The 20,648-nt window shown below is 37.3% G+C and carries 19 protein-coding genes; 14 read left to right on the top strand and 5 right to left on the bottom strand.

Features of this window, described 5'->3' with window-relative positions; translation table 11 throughout:
* The first annotated feature begins 7 nt into the window (after positions 1–7).
* The 3 genes from BGO84_RS12640 (at position 8) to BGO84_RS12650 (ending at position 3,639) form a co-directional block, all read left to right on the top strand.
* On the top strand, positions 8–643 hold the full coding sequence (locus tag BGO84_RS12640) for a WbqC family protein (protein WP_291029655.1): 636 nt from the start codon (positions 8–10) through the stop codon (positions 641–643).
* An 81-nt stretch (positions 644–724) separates the two neighbouring features.
* A complete protein-coding gene (locus BGO84_RS12645) occupies positions 725–2,791 on the top strand; it encodes an Ig-like domain-containing domain (RefSeq protein ID WP_291029658.1) in 2,067 nt (688 codons plus the stop codon).
* 32 nt (positions 2,792–2,823) lie between these two features.
* Positions 2,824–3,639: a DUF3108 domain-containing protein gene (locus BGO84_RS12650; RefSeq protein ID WP_135105724.1), complete on the top strand. Its 816-nt coding sequence runs from the start codon at positions 2,824–2,826 to the stop codon at positions 3,637–3,639.
* Between the two features lie 87 nt (positions 3,640–3,726).
* Here the strand turns inward: BGO84_RS12650 and BGO84_RS12655 are convergent, their stop codons facing one another.
* The 3 genes from BGO84_RS12655 to BGO84_RS12665 are packed head-to-tail and all read right to left on the bottom strand — an operon-like array spanning position 3,727 to position 6,425.
* On the bottom strand, positions 3,727–4,881 hold the full coding sequence (locus BGO84_RS12655; RefSeq protein WP_291029660.1) for an endonuclease/exonuclease/phosphatase family protein: 1,155 nt from the start codon (positions 4,879–4,881) through the stop codon (positions 3,727–3,729).
* The gene (locus BGO84_RS12660) at positions 4,865–5,749 is read right to left on the bottom strand and encodes a rhomboid family intramembrane serine protease (protein ID WP_291029662.1); all 885 of its coding nucleotides are present in this window, start codon (positions 5,747–5,749) and stop codon (positions 4,865–4,867) included. The genes BGO84_RS12655 and BGO84_RS12660 overlap by 17 nt, the downstream gene beginning before the upstream one ends.
* Entirely contained in the window at positions 5,724–6,425 is a 702-nt protein-coding gene (locus BGO84_RS12665) for a rhomboid family intramembrane serine protease (protein ID WP_291029692.1), read from the bottom strand. Before BGO84_RS12665 ends, BGO84_RS12660 begins: the two co-directional genes overlap by 26 nt.
* 253 nt (positions 6,426–6,678) lie before the next feature.
* On the opposite strand from BGO84_RS12665, the gene BGO84_RS12670 reads away from it, so the two are divergent.
* Positions 6,679–6,945, top strand: coding sequence for an HU family DNA-binding protein (locus BGO84_RS12670; RefSeq protein WP_006841918.1), 267 nt, complete (start codon positions 6,679–6,681; stop codon positions 6,943–6,945).
* A gap of 126 nt (positions 6,946–7,071) precedes the next feature.
* A complete protein-coding gene (gene argS / locus BGO84_RS12675; RefSeq protein ID WP_291029664.1) occupies positions 7,072–8,865 on the top strand; it encodes an arginine--tRNA ligase in 1,794 nt (597 codons plus the stop codon).
* A gap of 37 nt (positions 8,866–8,902) precedes the next feature.
* Here the strand turns inward: argS and BGO84_RS12680 are convergent, their stop codons facing one another.
* Entirely contained in the window at positions 8,903–9,970 is a 1,068-nt protein-coding gene (locus tag BGO84_RS12680) for a DUF6340 family protein (RefSeq protein WP_291029666.1), read from the bottom strand.
* Between the two features lie 76 nt (positions 9,971–10,046).
* Between BGO84_RS12680 and BGO84_RS12685 the strand changes: the two genes are divergently transcribed.
* Positions 10,047–12,200 (top strand): helix-turn-helix domain-containing protein, encoded by a 2,154-nt coding sequence (locus tag BGO84_RS12685; protein WP_291029668.1) that lies wholly within the window; start codon positions 10,047–10,049, stop codon positions 12,198–12,200.
* A 3-nt stretch (positions 12,201–12,203) separates the two neighbouring features.
* Here BGO84_RS12685 and BGO84_RS12690 read toward each other — a convergent pair whose 3' ends face one another.
* A complete protein-coding gene (locus BGO84_RS12690; protein WP_135105737.1) occupies positions 12,204–12,857 on the bottom strand; it encodes a hemolysin III family protein in 654 nt (217 codons plus the stop codon).
* Between the two features lie 136 nt (positions 12,858–12,993).
* Between BGO84_RS12690 and BGO84_RS12695 the strand changes: the two genes are divergently transcribed.
* The 8 genes from BGO84_RS12695 to BGO84_RS12730 all read left to right on the top strand — a co-directional run bounded on the left by BGO84_RS12695 (position 12,994) and on the right by BGO84_RS12730 (position 20,647).
* Positions 12,994–15,297 (top strand): TonB-dependent receptor, encoded by a 2,304-nt coding sequence (locus BGO84_RS12695; protein ID WP_291029670.1) that lies wholly within the window; start codon positions 12,994–12,996, stop codon positions 15,295–15,297.
* Positions 15,298–15,329: 32 nt separating this feature from the next.
* On the top strand, positions 15,330–16,517 hold the full coding sequence (locus BGO84_RS12700; protein ID WP_283685314.1) for a class I SAM-dependent rRNA methyltransferase: 1,188 nt from the start codon (positions 15,330–15,332) through the stop codon (positions 16,515–16,517).
* A 97-nt stretch (positions 16,518–16,614) separates the two neighbouring features.
* Positions 16,615–17,181, top strand: coding sequence for a hypothetical protein (locus BGO84_RS12705; protein ID WP_291029672.1), 567 nt, complete (start codon positions 16,615–16,617; stop codon positions 17,179–17,181).
* Positions 17,182–17,318: 137 nt separating this feature from the next.
* Positions 17,319–18,755, top strand: coding sequence for an HD domain-containing protein (locus BGO84_RS12710; protein WP_291029674.1), 1,437 nt, complete (start codon positions 17,319–17,321; stop codon positions 18,753–18,755).
* Between the two features lie 4 nt (positions 18,756–18,759).
* On the top strand, positions 18,760–19,254 hold the full coding sequence (locus BGO84_RS12715; protein ID WP_291029676.1) for an outer membrane beta-barrel protein: 495 nt from the start codon (positions 18,760–18,762) through the stop codon (positions 19,252–19,254).
* Between the two features lie 19 nt (positions 19,255–19,273).
* Positions 19,274–19,774 (top strand): dihydrofolate reductase, encoded by a 501-nt coding sequence (locus BGO84_RS12720; protein ID WP_291029678.1) that lies wholly within the window; start codon positions 19,274–19,276, stop codon positions 19,772–19,774.
* 90 nt (positions 19,775–19,864) lie between these two features.
* The gene (gene rpmH, locus BGO84_RS12725) at positions 19,865–20,017 is read left to right on the top strand and encodes a 50S ribosomal protein L34 (protein ID WP_006841928.1); all 153 of its coding nucleotides are present in this window, start codon (positions 19,865–19,867) and stop codon (positions 20,015–20,017) included.
* A gap of 87 nt (positions 20,018–20,104) precedes the next feature.
* Positions 20,105–20,647 carry a CvpA family protein gene (locus BGO84_RS12730; RefSeq protein ID WP_291029680.1) on the top strand — a complete coding sequence of 181 codons (543 nt, stop codon included), beginning with the start codon at positions 20,105–20,107 and terminating at the stop codon, positions 20,645–20,647.
* The last annotated feature ends 1 nt before the right edge of the window (position 20,648 follow it).

Genomic DNA, 20,648 nt, shown 5'->3' on the forward strand with positions numbered 1-20,648 from the left:
TCCTGTAATGAATATATATCTTTCATCTGCTTATTTAGCGCCTATTCAGTATTATGCAAAATTTGTGCAGGGAGACCATATATTTATTGAGCAGAATGAGAATTACACAAAACAGTCGTATCGCAATCGCTCTATGATTGTTTCGGCTAATGGGCCTATTCCTTTATCTATTCCTGTCGTTCATTCATCTTCCGAAAAAACATTGACGAAGGATATTCGTATTGCTGATCATGGCAATTGGCAGCATATGCATTGGAATGCGATTGTATCGGCTTACAATTCAACTCCTTTTTTTGAATACTATCAGGATGATTTTTATCCGTTTTATCATAAGAAATATTCTTTCCTGTTCGATTTTAATGAAGAACTTCGGGGTCTTATTCTGGGTTTGCTCAATATAGAATTGCCTGTGATAGAATACACCTCCGAATATAAGACGGCATTTGAAGACTATGAATTCGATATGCGGGATGTGATTCACCCAAAGAAAGATTTGTCGCTTGATCATTCCTTTGTGTCAATTCCTTATTATCAGGTTTTTGAACAAAAACTAGGGTTCGTGGAAAATATGAGTATTGTGGATTTGCTTTTTAATATGGGAAATGAAAGTCAATTGATTTTGAATAACTCTTTCCACAGATAAGCATTCTGTTAAAGTATTTTATAACCCTATTTACCTATTTATCTATAAAACATCGTATTTTTGCGTTAAATTAAATAAAACATGGTACAGTCCATAAAGAAATATATCTCATTATCACTTGTTTTAGTAGTCACTATTTTGATCGCTGTTGCCTGTGCAAATATGGCTACGCCAACAGGAGGACCGGTTGATCTCGACCCTCCGAAAGTAGTACGTAGTTCGCCGGGTTTTAATGCAACTCGTGTGGCGAAAGGAAAAATAACGATAGATTTCGATGAGAATGTAACAATAAAGAATCCTTCGGAGAATGTGATTATCACCCCTCCGCAAAAAGCTTTTCCTATTATACACTCCGTAAACAGGCGAGTAACAGTAGAATTGCGGGATACTCTTATGCCGAATACTACTTACACAGTAGATTTTACAGATGCCATTGTAGATAATAATGAGGAGAATCCTTTAGAAAACTTTTCATATTCTTTTTCTACAGGAGATGTTGTCGATTCTTTAGCAATTTCGGGCAAGGTGATAACCGCAGATAACCTTGAGCCGGTGAAAGGAATTTATGTGGGATTACATGCCAATTTGGAAGATTCAGCTTTTACCAAGCTGAAATTTGATCGTATCGGGCGTACCAATAGTGCCGGGGTATTTTCTATCAAGGGTGTAGCGCCGGGGAAATATAAGATATACGCTTTGGCTGATGCCAACAGAGATTATATGTATGATAATCCTGCTGAAGCGATAGCTTTTATGGAAACTATAATCGAACCTACATCAGAAAGGGCTCTAAGAACTGATACTATATTTATAGAGCATGATCATGATCACGATCATGAAGCTGAAACGGCAAAGAATCAGAAACAAGCACCCAAGAAAGAGATAGATACTATTAAGACAGTAGAATATACACGCTTCTTACCCGATAATATCGTTTTGAGATCTTTTAAATCGGGTTTTCAGCGACAATATCTGCAAAAACATGAGCGTACACCAAATCAGCTTTCACTGTTCTTTGGTGCACCAACAACAATGCCGGAAGTAGAGCCTCTCAATTTTAACAAAGAAAATTGGGCTATATTAGAAAAAACAGCCAAGAATGATACGTTAATCTATTGGATGAAAGATAAAGCTCTGATGGCTCATGATACTCTTATGCTGCGTGTATCTTATATGAAGACAGACTCTTTAAACCAGTTAATCCCAACAACGGATACATTGAAGTTTATAGACCGTACTCGAAAGAAAGATAAAGAGAAAGAAGAAAAAGAAAAGGAGAAAGAGAAGAAAAAGCTTAAAGAAGGTGAGGAACTCCCAATTACCTTCTTAACGATTAATAATAATTTGAATTCTTCGTGGGATACCTATAAAAATATTCAGTTAGAATTTAATGAGCCTATTACAACAGATTCTCTGATAAGTAAAATCGTACTTCGCCAGAAGAAAGATAGTATATATAGCGACATTCCTGTTCAACTTGTTGTAGATTCTGTGAATCCACGAAAATATTCTATCAAGAATAGATGGACGTATGGCTCAGAATACCAGATGAGGATAGATTCGGCCACTATTTATAGTATATATGGATTGTGGAATAATAAGTTGGAACAGAACTTTAAGGTAAAGAATGAAGATCAGTACGGACAGCTCGCCATATGGGTGGAAGGCGTAGATAGCATTCCTTCTTTTATGGAAATTTTAGATAAGTCGGATAAACCAATTCGTAAATCCAGAGTCATAGATAACGTTGCGGTTTTTAAAGACGTTGATCCCGGAACATATTATGCCCGTATTGTTCTCGACAGAAATAATAATGGGGTTTGGGATACGGGAGATTATGATATGAAACTTCAACCCGAGCAGGTTTACTATCTTGGCAAAGCAATCGAAGTAAAGGCTAACTTTGAGATTGAAGAGAATAACCCGGCTTGGAGGATTAATCCGAATAGCATGGATAGTCAGAAACCGTTGGATATAACGAAACAGAAACCCGAGGATAAAGAAGCGCGCAAGAAAAAACTAGAAGAAAAAGACGCTAAAAATCAGCGGACTAGAAACCAAAATAATACTACTACCCAGCAAGGAAATGCGACAGGTAGGAATAGGAATAGTTCTAATAATAGCTATAACAATACGAATAGCTTTTAATTAAAAACTTGGCAAACTATAAAATAACAGTTATGGTGAAAAAAATTACAGGAATCATAATTATGCTTTCAGCTTTATTCGGCTTGAACGCAAATGCTCAATGTAAATTAAATAATACATTTTTTCAGGCAGGAGAGGATTTGTCTTATGATCTTTATTTCAAATATGGAATCATTTATACAAAAGCCGGTACTTCCTCACTGAAAACCATTTCGGAAAAGTATAACGGCACTGATGCTTACAAAATGACATTGATGGCTCAGTCTACGGGGACTGTCCGTAAAGTATTTGCATTAAACGATACTTTGTCGTGTTATACAACCAAAGACCTTGTGCCGTTGGCATATATCAAGGATGCTTTTGAAGGGAAGGATTATACAAAAGAGGAGGTACGCTATACATATGCCGGAAACAATGTTATTATAAGAGCAAAGCGCCACAAAAATGGATCTTTCCGTTTTGATGAGACCTTGACATCTTCGTCGTGTATATATGATATGATGAGTGTGGTTTTTTATGCTCGAACTTTAGATTTTTCTTCGATGAGAAAAGGGCAAACAACAAAAACAGACTTTATCTCGGGAAAGAAAAAAGTAAATATGATTATAGAATACGATGGTATAGAAACCGTTGAAGCGAATGATAAAAATAAATACAGCTGTATAAAACTTGTATTAAGTATCATGGATGACGCCTTTAGCGATAAAAAAGAAGCCATGAAGGTGTATATTACAAACGATAACAACCGTATGCCTGTACGCCTTGACTCGAAGCTGAATATCGGTTCTACAAGAGCAATTCTAAAGAGTTATAAAGGAAATAAACATCCGGTATCGACAGTCAGATAGATATATGATTTTCTATAAAATGCAAGGGGTTGGTTCTTACGGATCAACCTTTTTTATGCTCTGTTTCGCAATAGAATAAGTCGATAATTATTTTTCTTTAAATGCCAGATAAGTCCAAACCGGATAATGATCGGAATATTTAATCTTGTCAACCGTACAGTTATAAGACTGAAAAGCCATGGAGTGCATGATGAAATCTATTCGGAACCAGAATTTGTTTTCATGATAGGTGATGCCTTGTCCAAAACCGGTGTTCGCATAAGAGTCTACAAGGTTATCTCCTTTGATTGTATAATAAGCGTAAGAGATGGGTGAGTCGTTAAAATCTCCGCATACAATAGTCGCATCTGTTTCTTGTTTGTCTATGATCGAGCGTATTATTTTAGCTTGTGTTTCTCTTATCTTATAAGCTGCACCTAACCGGGTTTGTACATTCATAGCTACCTCTCCGATCATCTCTCTATCTCTCGTTTTGAAGAATTCTTTGTATAGTTTCTTGTCTTCAGATGTTATTCGGTTCGACTCCAAATGATTATTTACAAGTGTTACCTTTCTCTTATTGATCTTTAATTCATACATAGCAGATCCATTGTATGAACTTTCTAACGGGAGAGACTCCGCTTTCTCTATCGGGAATTTAGAAAAACAGGCTAATCCATATATGAGGTTTCCTCGCGATGAACCCAGCTTTATTATCCTGCTATAAGGATAATCTTTCAACTTTTGTTTTATTTCCGCTTCCGATATTATACTTTTCTTGTTCTTACTGTTGGAAGGCGATACAGCAAATTCCTGCAAACAAATTATGTCTGCATTGCTGTTCACCAAGTATTCCAATATAGGATTGTTTCTTGCAGCTTCACCTTTCGCCCAATTGAAAGCACGCACATTGTAAGTGAGAACTTTTATATGTTTTTGGGGAATGTCTTTCTCTTTTGTTTTAAAATGAATTGGATAGCATGTTAATATCGGTTGCCAGAATGCACATATTGCAATAAGTTGAACCAATGCATATTTCCATCGGAAGGTAATAACCCAAAGTATCAGATACAGGATGTTGATAAATAGGATAATCGGAAAGCCGAGTCCCAGATAAGCAATAAATGTAACTCGAGATGGAACTACATACCATGCAAGAGTTGACAAGATGAGTATGATAATAGCGATTAGGTTGGTAGCGAATACTGTATATTTGATAAATCGACCAACTCTAATCTTGGATAATTTATTTTTTACTCGCATCAAATAGCTGTTTTTTTTCGTCTGAGCTAAGGCTGCTATAACCCGAAGCTTTTATTTTGTCCAGAATACGATCTATCTCCTCTGTTTCTTTATGGCGACGTTGATTATATTGCTGGTCGGTTTCAGGTCTTTTATATTTAACCTTCATCTTCTTTTTATAGCTTGGTTTGGTTAGGTTAGCAACAGAGTCGATTATTTTGTTTATCCATCGGGTTATGTCTTTCCCTTTCAGGTATTGTTTAGCGAATAGATAACCCATCAGGGCTCCTCCTATATGAGCGATATGTCCTCCGGGATTTGTATTGCTGTCTAGCGATATAAAATCAATAACGAAAAGGAAAAGTGCGATATAGATAATCTTTACACGGAACACCATGAAAAGGCTTACTTCGGCATTCGGTCTGTAAAAGGCAGAAGCAAAAATAATAGCCATGACTGAAGCCGATGCCCCTATCATTGGGGGATGATTCATTTCCAGATAATATGGTATCGTGTTGAATGATATCATATACAATATAGCACCCGCCAAACCTCCCAGCAAATACAGGCTTCCCAAATTTTTAGGATTGAAATAACTCAGGAATATCTGCCCAAACCAGAAGAGCATAAGCATATTGAACAGTATATGGAAGAAGTCGAGGTGGACAATCATATAGGTCAATAATGTCCACGGACGTTTTATCAGTAGAGTGAGGTCTGATGTTACCGCAATGTAAGGTAATAAGTTAAATGTTTCAATCTTAAATAACTTACCTATAATCCCGATAACAGAAAGAATCAAGAATACAGCGATATTAATGATTATAAGCTCTATGAGTATATCTTTCTGCTTAAATCGATATTTAATATTCTCTAAAATTGTGCCCATTTGCTTTTCCTTTCTTACGCCAGTAAAGTATTATGAAAAATCCGGTGATCAATCCCCCTAAATGCGCAAAGTGTGCGACATTATCTCCTGCGCTATCAGCAATACCTAAGAATAATTCCATCACACCATAACCTATAACAAACCATTTTGCTTTTATCGGTATAGGTAAGAAAACCATCATCAGCTCAACGTTAGGGAATAACATACCAAAAGCAACCAATATTCCGAATACTGCGCCGGAAGCTCCTAATGTTGGGGGCAGTATGTTGTAGAAATCTTGTTTGTTAATTATTTGTTCTCCTATATTTACATTTATTATTGCTGAGTTAAATACAATTTCTCTGTATTCTATTGCATATACCAACTCTTGTGCTACTGCTGCTCCTATTCCAGTTAATAAATAGTATACAAGGAATCTCTTCGGCCCCCATACCATTTCAAGTGTTCTACCGAACATATAAACAGCAAACATATTAAAAAATAAATGGGCGGGGCTAGATGGATCATGCAGAAACATGTATGTGATTATTTGATGAGGCATAAAAAGATCTGACTCAAAAAAGTGTAGCGCCAGATATTTATCTATTTCTATAACCCTACCTAATAAAAACTGAGCTAGCCATACTAGTATATTAATGATGAGAAGGTTTCGGGTAACTACCGGAATCGAACTCATGAATCCCGAGCTATTTTGATTCATCTTGATATCTTGTTTTTTTGTTTCAAAAGCCCAAAATTACAGATATTTTTTGTTTTTCTTGAGGAAAATCACTTTACGTTTAGATATTTTCTGAATTCTAATGAGTTTTTCCTATTTTTTTTTATGATTATTAAATAAAACACTTATATTTGAGTGCCAGAACTAGAAATGTATTCAAAAAACAATTCGGTTATATAATGTTTAATTAAATCATTTACATTCAATTATTATGAACAAGACAGAACTTATCAATGCAATTGCTGAAAAATCAGGATTGAGCAAAGTTGATTCTAAAAAAGCTCTTGAAGCCTTTATTGAATCAGTAACAGAAGAAGTGAAAAAAGATGGCAAAGTAGCCCTAGTTGGTTTCGGTACATTCTCTGTAACTCAAAAAGCAGCAAGAAAAGGAATTAACCCTAGAACTAAAGCTGTTATCAATATCCCGGCTAAGAAAACTGTTAAGTTTAAAGCTGGTGCTGATTTAGCTGCACTATAATTGATTAAAAAAAAGAAAAAAGAAGTAGGGAATAATCTTTCCTACTTTTTTTATGCCCTAAAACTACCTTATAGGGTACTTTTTTCTTAGCTTTGCAACCTGAATAAGTAATTTTCAAAATCATATATGAAGCTAGAGATAAGATTACAGGAGGTAATAATTAATGCCATAGACTCACTCTATGGACAAGTGGTGACAGTAGGACAGCTTTCTTTACAAAAAACAAAGAAAGAGTTTGAAGGTCACTATACTTTAGTTGTATTTCCTTTTCTGAAAATGTCGAAGAAAGGACCTGAGCAAACAGCACAGGAGATAGGAGAGTGGCTTAAAGCGAATGCATCGGAGGTAAGTAGCTTTAATGTGATCAAAGGATTTCTTAATCTTACCATTGCTACTACTTGCTGGATTGATGTGTTAAATGAAGTTCATACCGCAGAAAATTATGGCATAACAAAGGCTGATGATAATTCTCCTTTGGTAATGGTAGAGTATTCATCTCCAAATACAAACAAACCTCTACATCTGGGGCATATACGAAACAACCTGTTGGGATTTGCTCTGTCCGAAGTGTTAAAAGCAAATGGAAACAGAGTTGTAAAAACAAATATAGTAAATGACAGGGGAATCCATATCTGTAAATCGATGCTCGCTTGGCAGAAATGGGGAAATGGAGAAACTCCTGAATCCACAGGCAAGAAGGGTGATCACCTCGTTGGTGATTACTATGTAATGTTCGATAAACATTACAAAGCAGAACTTGCCGAACTACAATCTAAAGGTCTGTCTAAAGAAGAGGCCGAGGCTCAGTCTACATTGATGGCCGAGGCTCGCAATATGCTTCGTCTTTGGGAAGCCGGAGACCTTGAAGTAGTTTCGTTGTGGGAAAATATGAATAGTTGGGTTTATGCCGGATTTGACGAAACATATAAGCGTCTGGGCGTAGACTTTGATAAGATATACTACGAATCTCAAACTTATCTAGACGGTAAGGAAACCGTACTTGAAGGTTTGCAAAAGAATATCTTTTATAAGAAAGAGGATGGTTCTGTATGGGCAGATCTTACCGCAGATGGATTAGATCACAAGTTGCTACTCCGTAGCGATGGTACTTCTGTGTATATGACACAGGATATAGGTACGGCTAAGTTGCGCTTCGATGATTTTCCGATCAATACAATGGTATATGTTGTAGGTAATGAGCAAAATTATCACTTTCAGGTACTGTCTATCCTTTTAGATAAATTAGGCTTTGAGTTTGGAAAAGGCCTTGTGCATTTCTCTTATGGAATGGTGGAATTGCCCGAGGGCAAAATGAAATCGCGCGAAGGTACTGTTGTAGATGCCGACGATCTGGTAGATGAAATGATTGCAACAGCAAAAGAAACATCGCAAGAGCTTGGTAAGCTTGATGGGGTAAGTGAAGAAGAGGCTAATAATATTGCCCGTATGGTGGGTATGGGTGCTCTGAAATACTTTATCTTGAAAGTAGACCCTAAAAAGAATATGACTTTCAATCCAAAAGAATCGATTGATTTTAATGGTAATACAGGTCCGTTTATTCAATATACACATGCTCGTATACAATCGATACTGCGTAAGGCTGCAGAACAAGGAATCTCTATTCCGACAACACTCTCTGCTGATATCTCGCTAAGTGTAAAAGAAGAAGGGCTTGTGCAACAAGTTGCTGAATACGCATCAATTGTAAAACAGGCGGGAGATGAATATAATCCGGCTCTGATAGCAAATTATATATATGATTTGGTAAAAGAATACAATCAGTTTTACCATGACTATACTATCCTAAAAGAAGAAAATGCAGATTTGAAGAATTTCAGGCTGATACTTTCCGATAACGTAGGGCGTGTAGTGAAAAGTGGAATGTCTCTCTTGGGTATTGAAGTTCCCGACAGAATGTAAAGCTGACAAGATAAAAACGAAACTAAAAAGAGGTTACTTATTCAGTAGCCTCTTTTTCTATATCATAATCCTCATTCACCGGAGGATCTATTCCCAATTGCTTATACAGCTTGTTTTTGTCTAAATTTCTTTTTGTCAGAGTTTCCTTATAAAAAAAGACTTGTGAGGCAAGATCTGAATTGCTTTTTTGGGGTAAGAGATCGTAGGCTATATTGATCCATGCTAATGCATTTTCTATATCATCGAGGTTCTCATTGGCCAGAGCTATATTCGATGCAAGTCGTATTTTTTTGTTCGTATTCTTCTCCTTGTCATACAATTCACTCCAAATGTCAGCTGCTTCTTGCCATTTTCCGGCTAAAACCATGTTGGTCGCCTCTCTCATCCCTTTAGAGCTATCCGAATAATACCAACGGTTATCTGTTTTCCACGAAGGAACAATAGAGGAGGTGACTGCGTCGGCCGCTTTCATGGTTATCTCGGTTACCAGATCGTTAATTTCCGGAATATTGTTTTTCATGTTATTCCAAGAAACAGAAGACTCTCTGAAAAGACTATCTACATATGCTATAGGAGGAGCCAGTAGACTGCCATCCAGACTGTAGGCTTTGAGCAATACTCCGATTTGTGAACTCAAGATGCTGTAATTATTAAAGTATTCTACATTCACCGATTCTAATGATGCCGATGCAATGAATAAATCAAGTGAAAGTAAAACATCTGCATTTTGTTCTTTGCATATCGTTTGTACCTTCCTTGCCGATAATGATCTGACTTCATTTGCTGCACCGCCATTGGTTGGGTATGGATAGAGTTCTACTTTCGAGAAATAATTTTCTTCACTCAGATATTGCCGCAAAGAGTTTGTGAATATGGCTTTTGCTGTATCTGTGGGCATTACAGAAGAATCTTTAAGAGCCTCTCCGTTTGCCTCTACTCCCTCGCTCGATTGTGAAGCACTATTGTTGACTATCACAATGTTTTTTTGTTGAGGGTTTTCGAAAGAAATTAGTGCAGGTTCACGTACTTCGATTGAAACAAGGTTCGTCACCGTGCAAGAGGGAATAAGAATAATACAAAAAAAGATGAATATATATTTTGTCATAGCAGTCTAAGTTATGAACTAGTGATACAAAAATAAGAGTTATATTTGTAAATACGATTGAAAATATTACCAAATAATGGATGTGTCTGTCAACAAGGTCTTTGAATTGGCAAGTGATATTGTCAAACATACATCTCAGTCGGTTTTCCTCACAGGAAAGGCCGGAACGGGAAAGACCACCTTTTTGCATCATATACGTAAAACAATAGATAAGAATGTGATCGTTGCAGCCCCAACAGGTGTTGCAGCCATCAATGCGGGAGGTGTAACTTTGCATTCATTGCTACAACTCCCGTTCGAGCCATTTATTCCGAACTTCGAAGGGAAAAAGAAGCTTGATTATCACTTCAAGCTTCGCAAATCGAAAATAGAGATGCTGCGAGAACTCGATCTGTTGATTATCGACGAAGTAAGTATGCTTCGTGCCGATATGTTGGATGCTATCGACTACATGCTTCGCAGGTACCGTAACAATAAGGAGCCATTCGGAGGGGTTCAAATACTTTTTATCGGAGATATGTTTCAGCTTCCTCCTGTCGTACAAACCGCAGAATGGGAACAATTGAAGCATTACTATCCATCACCTTTCTTCTTTCACGCGCAGGTACTGGATAATTATCCATTACTTTATATCGAGTTAAAAAAGATATACCGGCAGCAAGACCAGCGGTTTATAGATATCCTCAATCGTGTGAGGAATAATTGTACCACTTCGCAAGATTTACACATATTAAACCAAAAATATAACCCTGCTTTCAGACCAGCTAAAGGTGATAGCTATGTTACACTATGTACTCATAACTATAAAACTGACCGCATTAACAATGAAGAACTGGCACAGCTACCGGGTAAAGGGTATGTCTTTAAAGGAGAGATAAAAGGAGATTTTTCTGAAAATTCTTTACCTACCGAATGTGAACTTCTTCTGAAAGAAGGAGCTCAGGTTATGTTTGTGAAAAACGATGTTGGCGAAAATCGTCGATATTATAATGGTAAGCTGGCTACAGTGACGCAATTGAAAGAAGATTATATCCTTGTCAGATTCGAAAATGGAGACGAAATGGAACTGGAGCCTGACTCGTGGGTGAATGTTCGTTATTCGTTGAATGAGGAGTCGGGCGAAATAGAGGAAGAGGAATTAGGTTCATTCACACAATATCCTATACGTTTGGCTTGGGCGATAACCATTCATAAAAGCCAGGGGTTGACTTTCGATAGGGTAATAATTGATGCCGGACAGGCTTTTGCAGCCGGACAGGTGTATGTGGCTCTTAGCCGTTGTACGTCCTTGGATGGTATTGTACTATATTCTCCTATAACTCAGCAGAGCATAAGTACCGATCCGTATGCTATAGAGTTTGCAAAAAAAGAACAGGATATAGTCTATCTGGACGGAATACTGCAAAAAGAGAAACCTCGTTACTGTGCGAAGCAATTAGTCAGATATTTTGACTGGACGCCTTTTATTCGAAGCCTTCATTCATTGAATGAGCTGGCTGCTGAAAAGAAGATCCCTGAAAAAGAAGAGGTACAGTCTATGATTGCTCAAATGTGTAGTAAAGCGATTGAGGAGCAAGAGATAGCACAGAGCTTTATAAAAGAGCTGAATTATATATTATCTGCTCCCAATCCTGATCTGACAAGATTGAAAGATAGAGTGCAGAAAGCAGCTGTATATTTCCATAAAGATGTTTCTGAATGTATTATTTCCCCATTGATGCTGCATTTGGAGAGATTCAAAACGAAGTCGAAAGTAAAGGCATACTTAAATAAAGCCAACGATGTATACAATACATTGCTCAAGCTGCTATCACGCATAGAGCATATCAACTATGGAAATATTAACCTAACTGAGGAATTAATCTTCTCGAAGGTAGAAGTTCCTTCCGAAAATGTAGCTTCATCGGAAAAAGTGAAGCCTCAAAAAGGGGATAGCCACCGACTCTCATTGTCTCTCTTTACCGAAGGAAAATCGGTGAAAGAGATTGCCATAGACAGAAATCTTTCACCAACTACGGTAGAAGGGCATCTTGTGAGCTTTATCCTTACCGGAGAGTTGGATGTTTTAGAGTTAGTTCCCGATAACAAAGTGCAATATATGCTTCCTGTAATCAAAAAGATGGGAGTAAAATCCTCTCTGTCGGAAATCAAGGAGAAGTTACCCAAAGAATGCTCATACCTGGATATAAAAGCGGTAATTAATTACATTAAATATCTTGATGGTAGATAAGACCTATAGAATAGTGTATATGGCAATGATGTGACATAAACTTCCCATCAGAACGAATACATGAAAGACAGTGTGCATGTATTTTTTCTTTGTCCACGAATAAAACAATGCTCCTATCACATACGATACGCCTCCCGCAATGAGCCAATATAGCGCATCGATTTGACCTGTTTGAGATAGTACATCGTAAAGAGGCTTAAATGCAACCAGGATAGCACCACCCATCAGTACAAAGCAGACTGTTTCTAAGTTGCTATGTTTCTTTAAGTTGGTAAAGCTCATGATCAGCCCTGTAATAGCGGCAATACAGATGAAGGCAAAAAGGCTCCAACCCCATGCGCTTTCATTGCGAAGCACGATTAGTGTAAAAGGAACATAGGTGCCCGCTATATGTAAATAGATAGCGCTATGATCGAATTTACGAAGTAGACTTTTTCGCTTTTCATGTGTGCATCCGTGATAGCAAGTGGATGTGATATAAGATGCCAGCATCCCGAACAAATAACCGATAACACTACCGATAGCCCAATTGTTCCCACTGTTGATGGCGGCGGAGAGTAGTACGAAACCCGCTGCAATTCCCATTAGTATGCCTAATCCGTGAGATACGGTATTTGCGATTTCTTCTCCACGTGTATAATATTTAGCTGTACTCATTTTTATAATTTCTTTCTCGAAATGGAAGGTTTGGAAATTTTGTGCAAGATAAGGATTTGTTTCCAAATCACTAGAAGTAGTGATTGAAGGATATTATAAAAATATGTTTCTTTGTTTTTTTTTATAAATAGAATCTATGAAATTATATAACTCTACTAAAAAATTATTTCTTACTGTATCTTTATTATTCTCTTTCTTATTTGTGCTAGGCAAAGGTGAAATGCCCAAAGATACGCTCTATACAGAATTGAAGTATGATATTGTTGTTCTCTCATCTACAAAAGAGACAAATAGTTTGAAATCGCTTCCGGCAGCAGTCTCGGTTTTCTCGCCTAAGAATCTCGACGGCTTGCAAGTGCATTCTATCAAAGACCTCAGTGCGATAGTACCGAATTATTTTGCTGCTGACTATGGTTCTAAAATGACTGCCCCGCTTTATATAAGAGGTGTCGGCGCACGTTCGGGTGAGCAAACAGTAAGTATGTATGTGGATAATATTCCTTATTTCAATACAACTTCGTTTGACTCTGAATTGTTTGATATTCAGCGTGTAGAGGTATTAAGGGGAACACAAGGTACATTGTATGGACGTAATGCGATGGGTGGAATTATCAATGTTTATACCTATTCTCCTCTGACTTATGAGGGTACGACAATAAAAATAGGGGGTGGTAATTACGGCCAGTTTTCGGGAAACGCTTCACACTATCAGCGGATAAATAGTAAGATGGGATTTTCTGTAGGAGGTTACTACAAACAAGATGATGGTTATTTTAAGAATCTCTTTACCGGTAAGAAGGTCGATGATATGAAAAATGCGGGAGGACGTGCCAAGTTAGTTTGGGATATTAATCCACGTTTGTCTGCTACCTATTCTGTAAGTTTCGACTATGTAGATCAGGGAGCATTTCCGTATGCCAATATAGAGACAGAAGAGGTTGATTATAATTCTGATAGCTATTACAAAAGAAAACTATTGACAAACGGGTTAGCGCTTCGCTATACGGGTCAGGGTTATGAGATTAACTCTACAACGGGCTATCAGTATCTGAACGATGATATGAACATGGATCAGGATTATACAAGATTATCTATGTTTCAAATTAATCAGAAACAAAGACAAAATTCACTAAGCCAGGAGGTCACAATAAAATCTACTAAGCCTTCTGATTATCAATGGTCGTTTGGCGGATATGGGTTTTATGACTACTTGCATACCACTCCTCCTGTATATATGATGTCGGATGGAATTCAGAAGTATTTGCAGGCTCCATTAACGGCTGTTGGGGCTCCAATTACTTTTACGGATGATCAGATAGACCTGAATGGACAATATAAACGTCCGACTTATGGCTTAGCTGCTTTTCATCAGTCAACATTCAATAATTTGTTTAAAGCAAAGGGACTGTCCCTTACTTTAGGCTTACGTATCGACTATGAAAAAACAAAGCTGGACTACAATGCCGAAACTGTAGCTAATTTTGATGTGAAGATACCTAACTCACCAATGCCTCCAATGTCTTTTGCAGCGGATACAGCCATTGTAGGTACTAATTCTAAAGATTTTTTGGAGTTTCTGCCTAAAGCCGTATTAAAATATCAGATAAATGAAAACTCATTTGTATATGGTTCAGCGTCGCGTGGCTACAAAGCAGGAGGACATAATATTCAGATATTTGCCGATCTTCTACAAGAAGCCCTCGAAGCTAAAATGATGGGTATGCTACCTCCGAGTATGGGTGGCGGTCATTCTGCATCTGCCGGTACACCAGTTAACAACCGTATCTCTTATAATCCTGAATATAGCTGGAGTTATGAACTTGGCGGACAAGTTGATATTATAGAAAATTCATTGCAGGCAAACTTTGCCGTATATTATATGGATATACGTGATGTACAGATTACCCAGTTTGTAAACAACCGGGGTGGACGTATGGTAAGCAACGCCGGTAAAGCAGAAAGTAAAGGTTTTGAAATAGGCTTGAAGGCCCGCCCTTGTAAAGGTTTTTATCTTTATGCGAATTATGGCTTGGCTGATGCTACATTCAAGGATAATAAAGTAAGGAATAGTGCGGGAGAAGTTGTAAAAGACTATACAGGCAATCATATTCCTTTTGCTCCCGGTTCTACATTCAGCATCGGCGGCAGTGTTTCGTATGATTTCAAACAGAATACATTGCTGGATAGAATAACCTTCGATACCAATTTTGCAGGAATCGGAAAAACTTATTGGGCTGAAGATAATGTGATGTCGCAAGGATTTTACGGAACATTAAATGCTAACCTCACTTTAGAAAAAAATATATTCTCATTAGAATTCTGGGGTAAAAATATTCTCGATCGTGATTACAATACATTTTTGTTTGGATCAGATAGTAAATATTTTGCTCAGAAAGGAAAACCTATGCGTTGGGGTGCATCTTTGATAATAAAGTTGTAATTTTGTAGCTTCATTTCGACAGCTATTTAATTATGAATTATAAAAAGGTCAAGCTAAAGCCTAAAAAAGAAGAATCGCTTAAGCGTTTTCATCCTTGGATATTCTCGGGAGCAGTACAGTCTAAAGATGAAAGTCTTGCAGAAGGAGAAGTCGTTAACGTATATACAATCAACGATGAATTTATTGCTGTCGGTCATTATCAGATTGGGAGTATAGAGGTTCGGGTACTATCTTTTGAAGAAGAAGATATTGATCTTGATTTCTGGAAGAAGCGTTTGTCTTCAGCTTTGGAATTGAGAAAATCAATAGGCTTATTATCTGATAATAATAATTCATATCGTCTTGTACATGGAGAAGGGGATCTTCTTCCCGGTCTTATTATAGATGTTTATGCCGAAACGGCTGTTATTCAGTCTCATTCGGTAGGGATGCACGAGTCACGCCTGATGATCTGTGATGCATTGAAGGCCGTGTTAGGAGATAATCTAAAAAATGTATATTACAAATCGGAAACCACCTTGCCATACAAAGCCAATCTGGGAGCAGAAAATGAATATCTGTACAAAGGTGATTCTGTCAACGAAATAGCACTTGAGAATGGTTTGAAGTTTTATCCTGACTGGGTAAAAGGGCAGAAGACTGGTTTCTTTGTCGATCAGCGAGATAATAGAGCATTGCTCGAAAAGTATTCAAAAGGCCGGTCTGTACTAAATATGTTTTGTTATACAGGAGGGTTCTCTTTCTATGCTTTGCGTGGTGGTGCAAATCTGGTTCACTCTGTGGATAGCTCATCTAAGGCAATTATGTTGACGAATAGGAATGTGGGGCTGAATTTCCCCGATGATAAACGACATGAGGCTTTTGCCGAAGATGCATTCAAGTTTTTGGGCGGTATCAATAAAGGAGACTATGATCTTATCATTCTTGATCCTCCGGCTTTTGCAAAACACAGAGGAGCTATAAAAAATGCATTGCAAGGTTACAAGCGTTTAAATGCTGCCGCATTCGAAAAGGTAGCACCCGGAGGTATTGTGTTTACTTTTTCCTGCTCGCAGGTTATCAGTAAAGACGCTTTCCGTTTGGCTGTATTCAGTGCTGCTGCTTTGTCGGGTCGTAGTGTGAGAATATTGCACCAGTTAAGTCAGCCTGCCGATCATCCGATCAATATTTATCATCCTGAAGGCGAATACCTGAAAGGATTGGTATTATATGTAGAGTGATTGGGTTTTAGTCGGTTCGTTATTCTGGCTTCAAATTATCTTATATAGAGAGAAGTAGGCTGAAAAGAAGAAGCGAAAAAGTAACAATTCGAAATAGATGAGAAAGAGTCACTTATTTTTTTCTTTATTATTATTCTGTTCGTGTAATTTGAAAAATTCTCCATCTAAAGCTATAGATGAAGATTTAAAATTACATACAATGATAGAGATAAAAGATACAATTTCGAAATTGAAGGATAGTATATCAATAGAAGTTATATCTGGTGATAAGGATATTCTTAATGATTCAAAAGGGAGTTTGCAAGAAAAAGATACAATAATTTCTTATAATATATATGGATTGAGTTCCGAAGGAGCTGAGGCTATTGTAACTTATAAAAAGGGGAAAATAGCGAAATGTTTACTAAACATATATGGAGAGACAGGTCAATCTAACATCATATATAATTTTATAGATAATCTTGTAAAGATTGATAATAAAATATATAAATATAAGACTGATTTGTATAGGGCTAAAGATGGCATGAAATTGGAAAATGAGTTTAACTATATTCTTAATAGTGAGGGAAACTTGTTGAACGGACAGGCAGCAGATAGAGATATTGAGGTTTATAAAGATTTAAAAAAATATATTCCTTTTGAATTAAGAGAAGCGAAAAAGTAACAATTCGAAATAGATTAAGAAGTGTCACTTTTGTCACTTTTTAATGTTTAATATTTTGATTGTTATGTATTTGTGAATATTTTATTTTGTCACTTTTTGTAACCTGATTGATAGAAATAAAGAGTTATCTACATAAAATGTTAAATAACGAATTTAACGATATAATAAAGAAGAAATTTTCGGGAGAAATATTTGATACTATTTCACGTGTGGCAGATGAGATGAATCTTGAATGCTATGCTATAGGCGGTTATGTACGTGATATATTTCTACGCCGTGCATCCAAAGATATAGATATTGTTACTATCGGTAAGGGTATCGAGCTGGCAGAGGCTGTGACTAAGGCTCTGGGGAGGAAGGCAAAACTTTCGGTTTTTAAGAACTTTGGTACAGCACAGATTAAGTACAAAGATACGGAGATAGAATTTGTTGGGGCACGCAAGGAGTCTTATAATAGAGACTCGCGCAAACCGATTGTAGAGGATGGTACGCTCGAAGATGATCAGAATCGTAGAGATTTTACAATAAATGCGTTAGCGATTTGTCTTAATAAAGAACGTTTTGGAGAATTGCTAGACCCTTTCGGTGGGCTCAAAGATATGGATAGTCTGACTATTCGTACTCCGCTCGATCCTGATATTACATTCAGCGACGACCCTCTGAGGATGCTCAGGGCAATACGCTTTTCTTCACAACTAGGTTTTGATATAGAACCTAAAACCTTTGATGCAATCAGCAGAAATAAGGATCGTATAGAGATCATATCAAGAGAGCGCATAATCGATGAGGTGAATAAAATAGTACTTTCGCCTAAGCCTTCGGTTGGTTTTCTTCAACTCGATCAGACCGGATTACTCTCTATTATCTTCCCTGAATTAGTGGCTTTGAAAGGTGCTGAAACAAAAGAAGGGGTCGGGCATAAGGATAATTTTTATCATACTTTGGTCGTCTTAGATAATATTTCGAAGAAAACAGATAATCTGTGGCTCCGATGGTCGGCTATACTTCATGATATTGCCAAGCCTGCAACCAAACGCTGGGACAATAAATTCGGTTGGACTTTTCACAATCATAACTTCATAGGCGAGAAGATGATTCCGGGAATCTTTAGACGGATGAGGCTGCCGTTGAATGAAAAGATGAAGTATGTGCAAAAAATGGTTACTTTGCATATGCGTCCTCAGGTATTGGTAGACGAGGAAATTTCTGATTCAGCCATTCGCCGTTTGCTTTTCGAGGCAGGTGACGATATTGATGATCTGATGACATTGTGTGAAGCTGATATTACATCAAAGAATCCCGATAAGGTTCGTCGTTACCTTCGTAATTTTGAGATTGTACGTCAGAAACTAAGAGATATAGAAGAGAAAGATCAGGTACGGAATTTTCAACCGCCGATCAAAGGTGAAGAAATTATGGAAATGTTCGGTCTTGGGCCCGGAGTGGAAGTGGGACGGCTTAAGGCATCCATCAAAGACGCCATCTTAGATGGGGTGATTCCCAATGAATATGACGCTGCTTACAATTATTTGATAGAGAAAGCGAAGAAGATAGGACTGACACCAATAAAATAATAATATGAAAAAGAATTTATTTGCGCTCGTTGTGTTTTTAATTTGCTGTATGAGTGTGCAAGCTCAAAAATCAGCTTTAATAATGGATCTCGCTTATCGGAATAAATTTAATTATACGAATTGGGGCGTAGGTTTACAGTATAAATATAATTTGCCTGCTAATTTTAGAGCAGCAGCCGATTTCGTAGCCTATTTTCCTGAAGAAAGTAGTTTCGGGTTGGATTTCGGAATTAATTTACAGTATCAATTACATGTGTGTAATAACTTGTCTATATATCCTTTTGCTGGAGGTATTATGTCTAATCATTCATTCTCAGGAATTCCGAATAATGTAAATGAAACAGGATTTGGTCTTAGTTTTGGTGCAGGGGTTGAGTATAGTGTAAGCAAGAAAGGATTCTTGAATTTTGATTATAGATATAATCTGATAGATAAAAAAAAGAATGCGTGGTATACGGATTATAGTCTCATACGTTTAGGCTACGGATTCCGGTTCTAAAATTATAGATAAAGAAATTATGACAATAAAATCAATTGTAGTTGTGGTTGACGAAGCAAATGCCATCGGTAAAAATAATGACCTGCTTTGCCATTTGCCTAACGATCTGAAGCATTTTAAGGCTATCACAGCGGGTTATCCGGTTATAATGGGGCGTCGAACGTTTGAGTCGTTGCCTAAAGGCGCATTGCCCAACAGAAGGAATATCGTGATAACTAATAATAAGGATTTACAATTCGATCGTTGCGAAATGGTTTCATCTATCGATAAGGCAATAGAGCTTTGTAAAGGCGAACAAGAGATCTTTTTTATTGGAGGAGGAACCATATACAAGAAAGCAATTGATTTTGCAGACAGGCTTTATCTGACCCGTATTCATCATCAATTTGAAGGAGCGGACACCTTCTTCCCCGAAATAAAACAGGAAGAGTGGAAGGAGCTATCGCGAGAAGATCATGATACAGATGAGAAACATAAATACAGATACAGTTTCATCAATTTAGAGAAAATAAAACGTTAATATACTTGCTTATATTAAATAAACATCCTATTTTTGCAACCCGAATATCTGGAAGATAATTGAAATTATAACAGAAAATAATATATAGCAATGAAAAGAACTTTTCAACCATCAAACAGAAAGAGAAAAAACAAACATGGTTTTCGCTCTAGAATGGCTACTGCAAACGGACGCAGAGTACTTGCTTCACGCAGAGCAAAAGGAAGAGCTAAACTAACTGTCTCTGACGAATACAGCAAATAAGATCTTTTAAAGGCATTTTGCTAAAGATATACAAGGTAAGAATTATTATAATTCTTACTTTTGTTTTTTATATAAGCCTCACTTTGTATGAATTGGTTCGACTTGCTTGTAGTTATATTGATTGCGATAACCCTTGTTAAGGGGTTCTTTTCGGGGCTTGTTATGCAAATAGCATCTTTAGCCGGATTGATATTAGGAGCGGTTTTTGCGGGTCAGTTGTCAGGCTTTATAGTTCCCAAGTTGATAAAGCTAACCGAGGCGTCTCCTCACATTATCGGGCCATTATCTTATATTGTGGCCTTTCTGCTTATTATAGTGGCGTTGTTCTTTGCGGGGAAGCTACTCGAGTCATTTGTGGAAGCCATAAAAATGAGTGCTCTCAACCGGCTGGCCGGAGCTTTATTTTGTTGTGCTAAATGGCTTGTAGTATTCAGTATTGTGATAAACCTTGTTGTTGAATTAGACCAAAATAAGCATCTGATTAAAGAGGATGTGCGTGAGAATGCCTATTCTTATCATACTGTTATCAACATTGCCAGAGCAGTAATTCCTTACTTGCGATTTGACTGGGTGAAAGACTTGAAAGAAGAGGCTGCTACCCATATTAAAGACAAGGGCATTGCTATTTAGA

The sequence above is a fragment of the Dysgonomonas sp. 37-18 genome, assembly GCF_001899125.1.
In the GTDB taxonomy this organism is placed as follows: Bacteria; Bacteroidota; Bacteroidia; order Bacteroidales; family Dysgonomonadaceae; genus Dysgonomonas.

Bases quoted from the DNA above. Each gene is read 5' to 3' on its own strand.
- BGO84_RS12700 (WP_283685314.1), top strand. From the start codon at position 15,330: ATGAATTATAAAAAGGTCAAGCTAAAGCCTAAAAAAGAAGAATCGCTT.
- BGO84_RS12730 (WP_291029680.1), top strand. From the start codon at position 20,105: ATGAATTGGTTCGACTTGCTTGTAGTTATATTGATTGCGATAACCCTT.
- BGO84_RS12720 (WP_291029678.1), top strand. From the start codon at position 19,274: ATGACAATAAAATCAATTGTAGTTGTGGTTGACGAAGCAAATGCCATC.
- BGO84_RS12685 (WP_291029668.1), top strand. From the start codon at position 10,047: ATGGATGTGTCTGTCAACAAGGTCTTTGAATTGGCAAGTGATATTGTC.
- BGO84_RS12715 (WP_291029676.1), top strand. From the start codon at position 18,760: ATGAAAAAGAATTTATTTGCGCTCGTTGTGTTTTTAATTTGCTGTATG.
- BGO84_RS12690 (WP_135105737.1), bottom strand. From the start codon at position 12,857: ATGAGTACAGCTAAATATTATACACGTGGAGAAGAAATCGCAAATACC.
- BGO84_RS12655 (WP_291029660.1), bottom strand. From the start codon at position 4,881: ATGCGAGTAAAAAATAAATTATCCAAGATTAGAGTTGGTCGATTTATC.
- BGO84_RS12680 (WP_291029666.1), bottom strand. From the start codon at position 9,970: ATGACAAAATATATATTCATCTTTTTTTGTATTATTCTTATTCCCTCT.
- BGO84_RS12705 (WP_291029672.1), top strand. From the start codon at position 16,615: ATGAGAAAGAGTCACTTATTTTTTTCTTTATTATTATTCTGTTCGTGT.
- BGO84_RS12660 (WP_291029662.1), bottom strand. From the start codon at position 5,749: ATGGGCACAATTTTAGAGAATATTAAATATCGATTTAAGCAGAAAGAT.
- BGO84_RS12640 (WP_291029655.1), top strand. From the start codon at position 8: ATGAATATATATCTTTCATCTGCTTATTTAGCGCCTATTCAGTATTAT.
- BGO84_RS12645 (WP_291029658.1), top strand. From the start codon at position 725: ATGGTACAGTCCATAAAGAAATATATCTCATTATCACTTGTTTTAGTA.
- BGO84_RS12695 (WP_291029670.1), top strand. From the start codon at position 12,994: ATGAAATTATATAACTCTACTAAAAAATTATTTCTTACTGTATCTTTA.
- BGO84_RS12665 (WP_291029692.1), bottom strand. From the start codon at position 6,425: ATGAGTTCGATTCCGGTAGTTACCCGAAACCTTCTCATCATTAATATA.
- argS (WP_291029664.1), top strand. From the start codon at position 7,072: ATGAAGCTAGAGATAAGATTACAGGAGGTAATAATTAATGCCATAGAC.
- BGO84_RS12650 (WP_135105724.1), top strand. From the start codon at position 2,824: ATGGTGAAAAAAATTACAGGAATCATAATTATGCTTTCAGCTTTATTC.
- BGO84_RS12670 (WP_006841918.1), top strand. From the start codon at position 6,679: ATGAACAAGACAGAACTTATCAATGCAATTGCTGAAAAATCAGGATTG.
- BGO84_RS12710 (WP_291029674.1), top strand. From the start codon at position 17,319: ATGTTAAATAACGAATTTAACGATATAATAAAGAAGAAATTTTCGGGA.
- rpmH (WP_006841928.1), top strand. From the start codon at position 19,865: ATGAAAAGAACTTTTCAACCATCAAACAGAAAGAGAAAAAACAAACAT.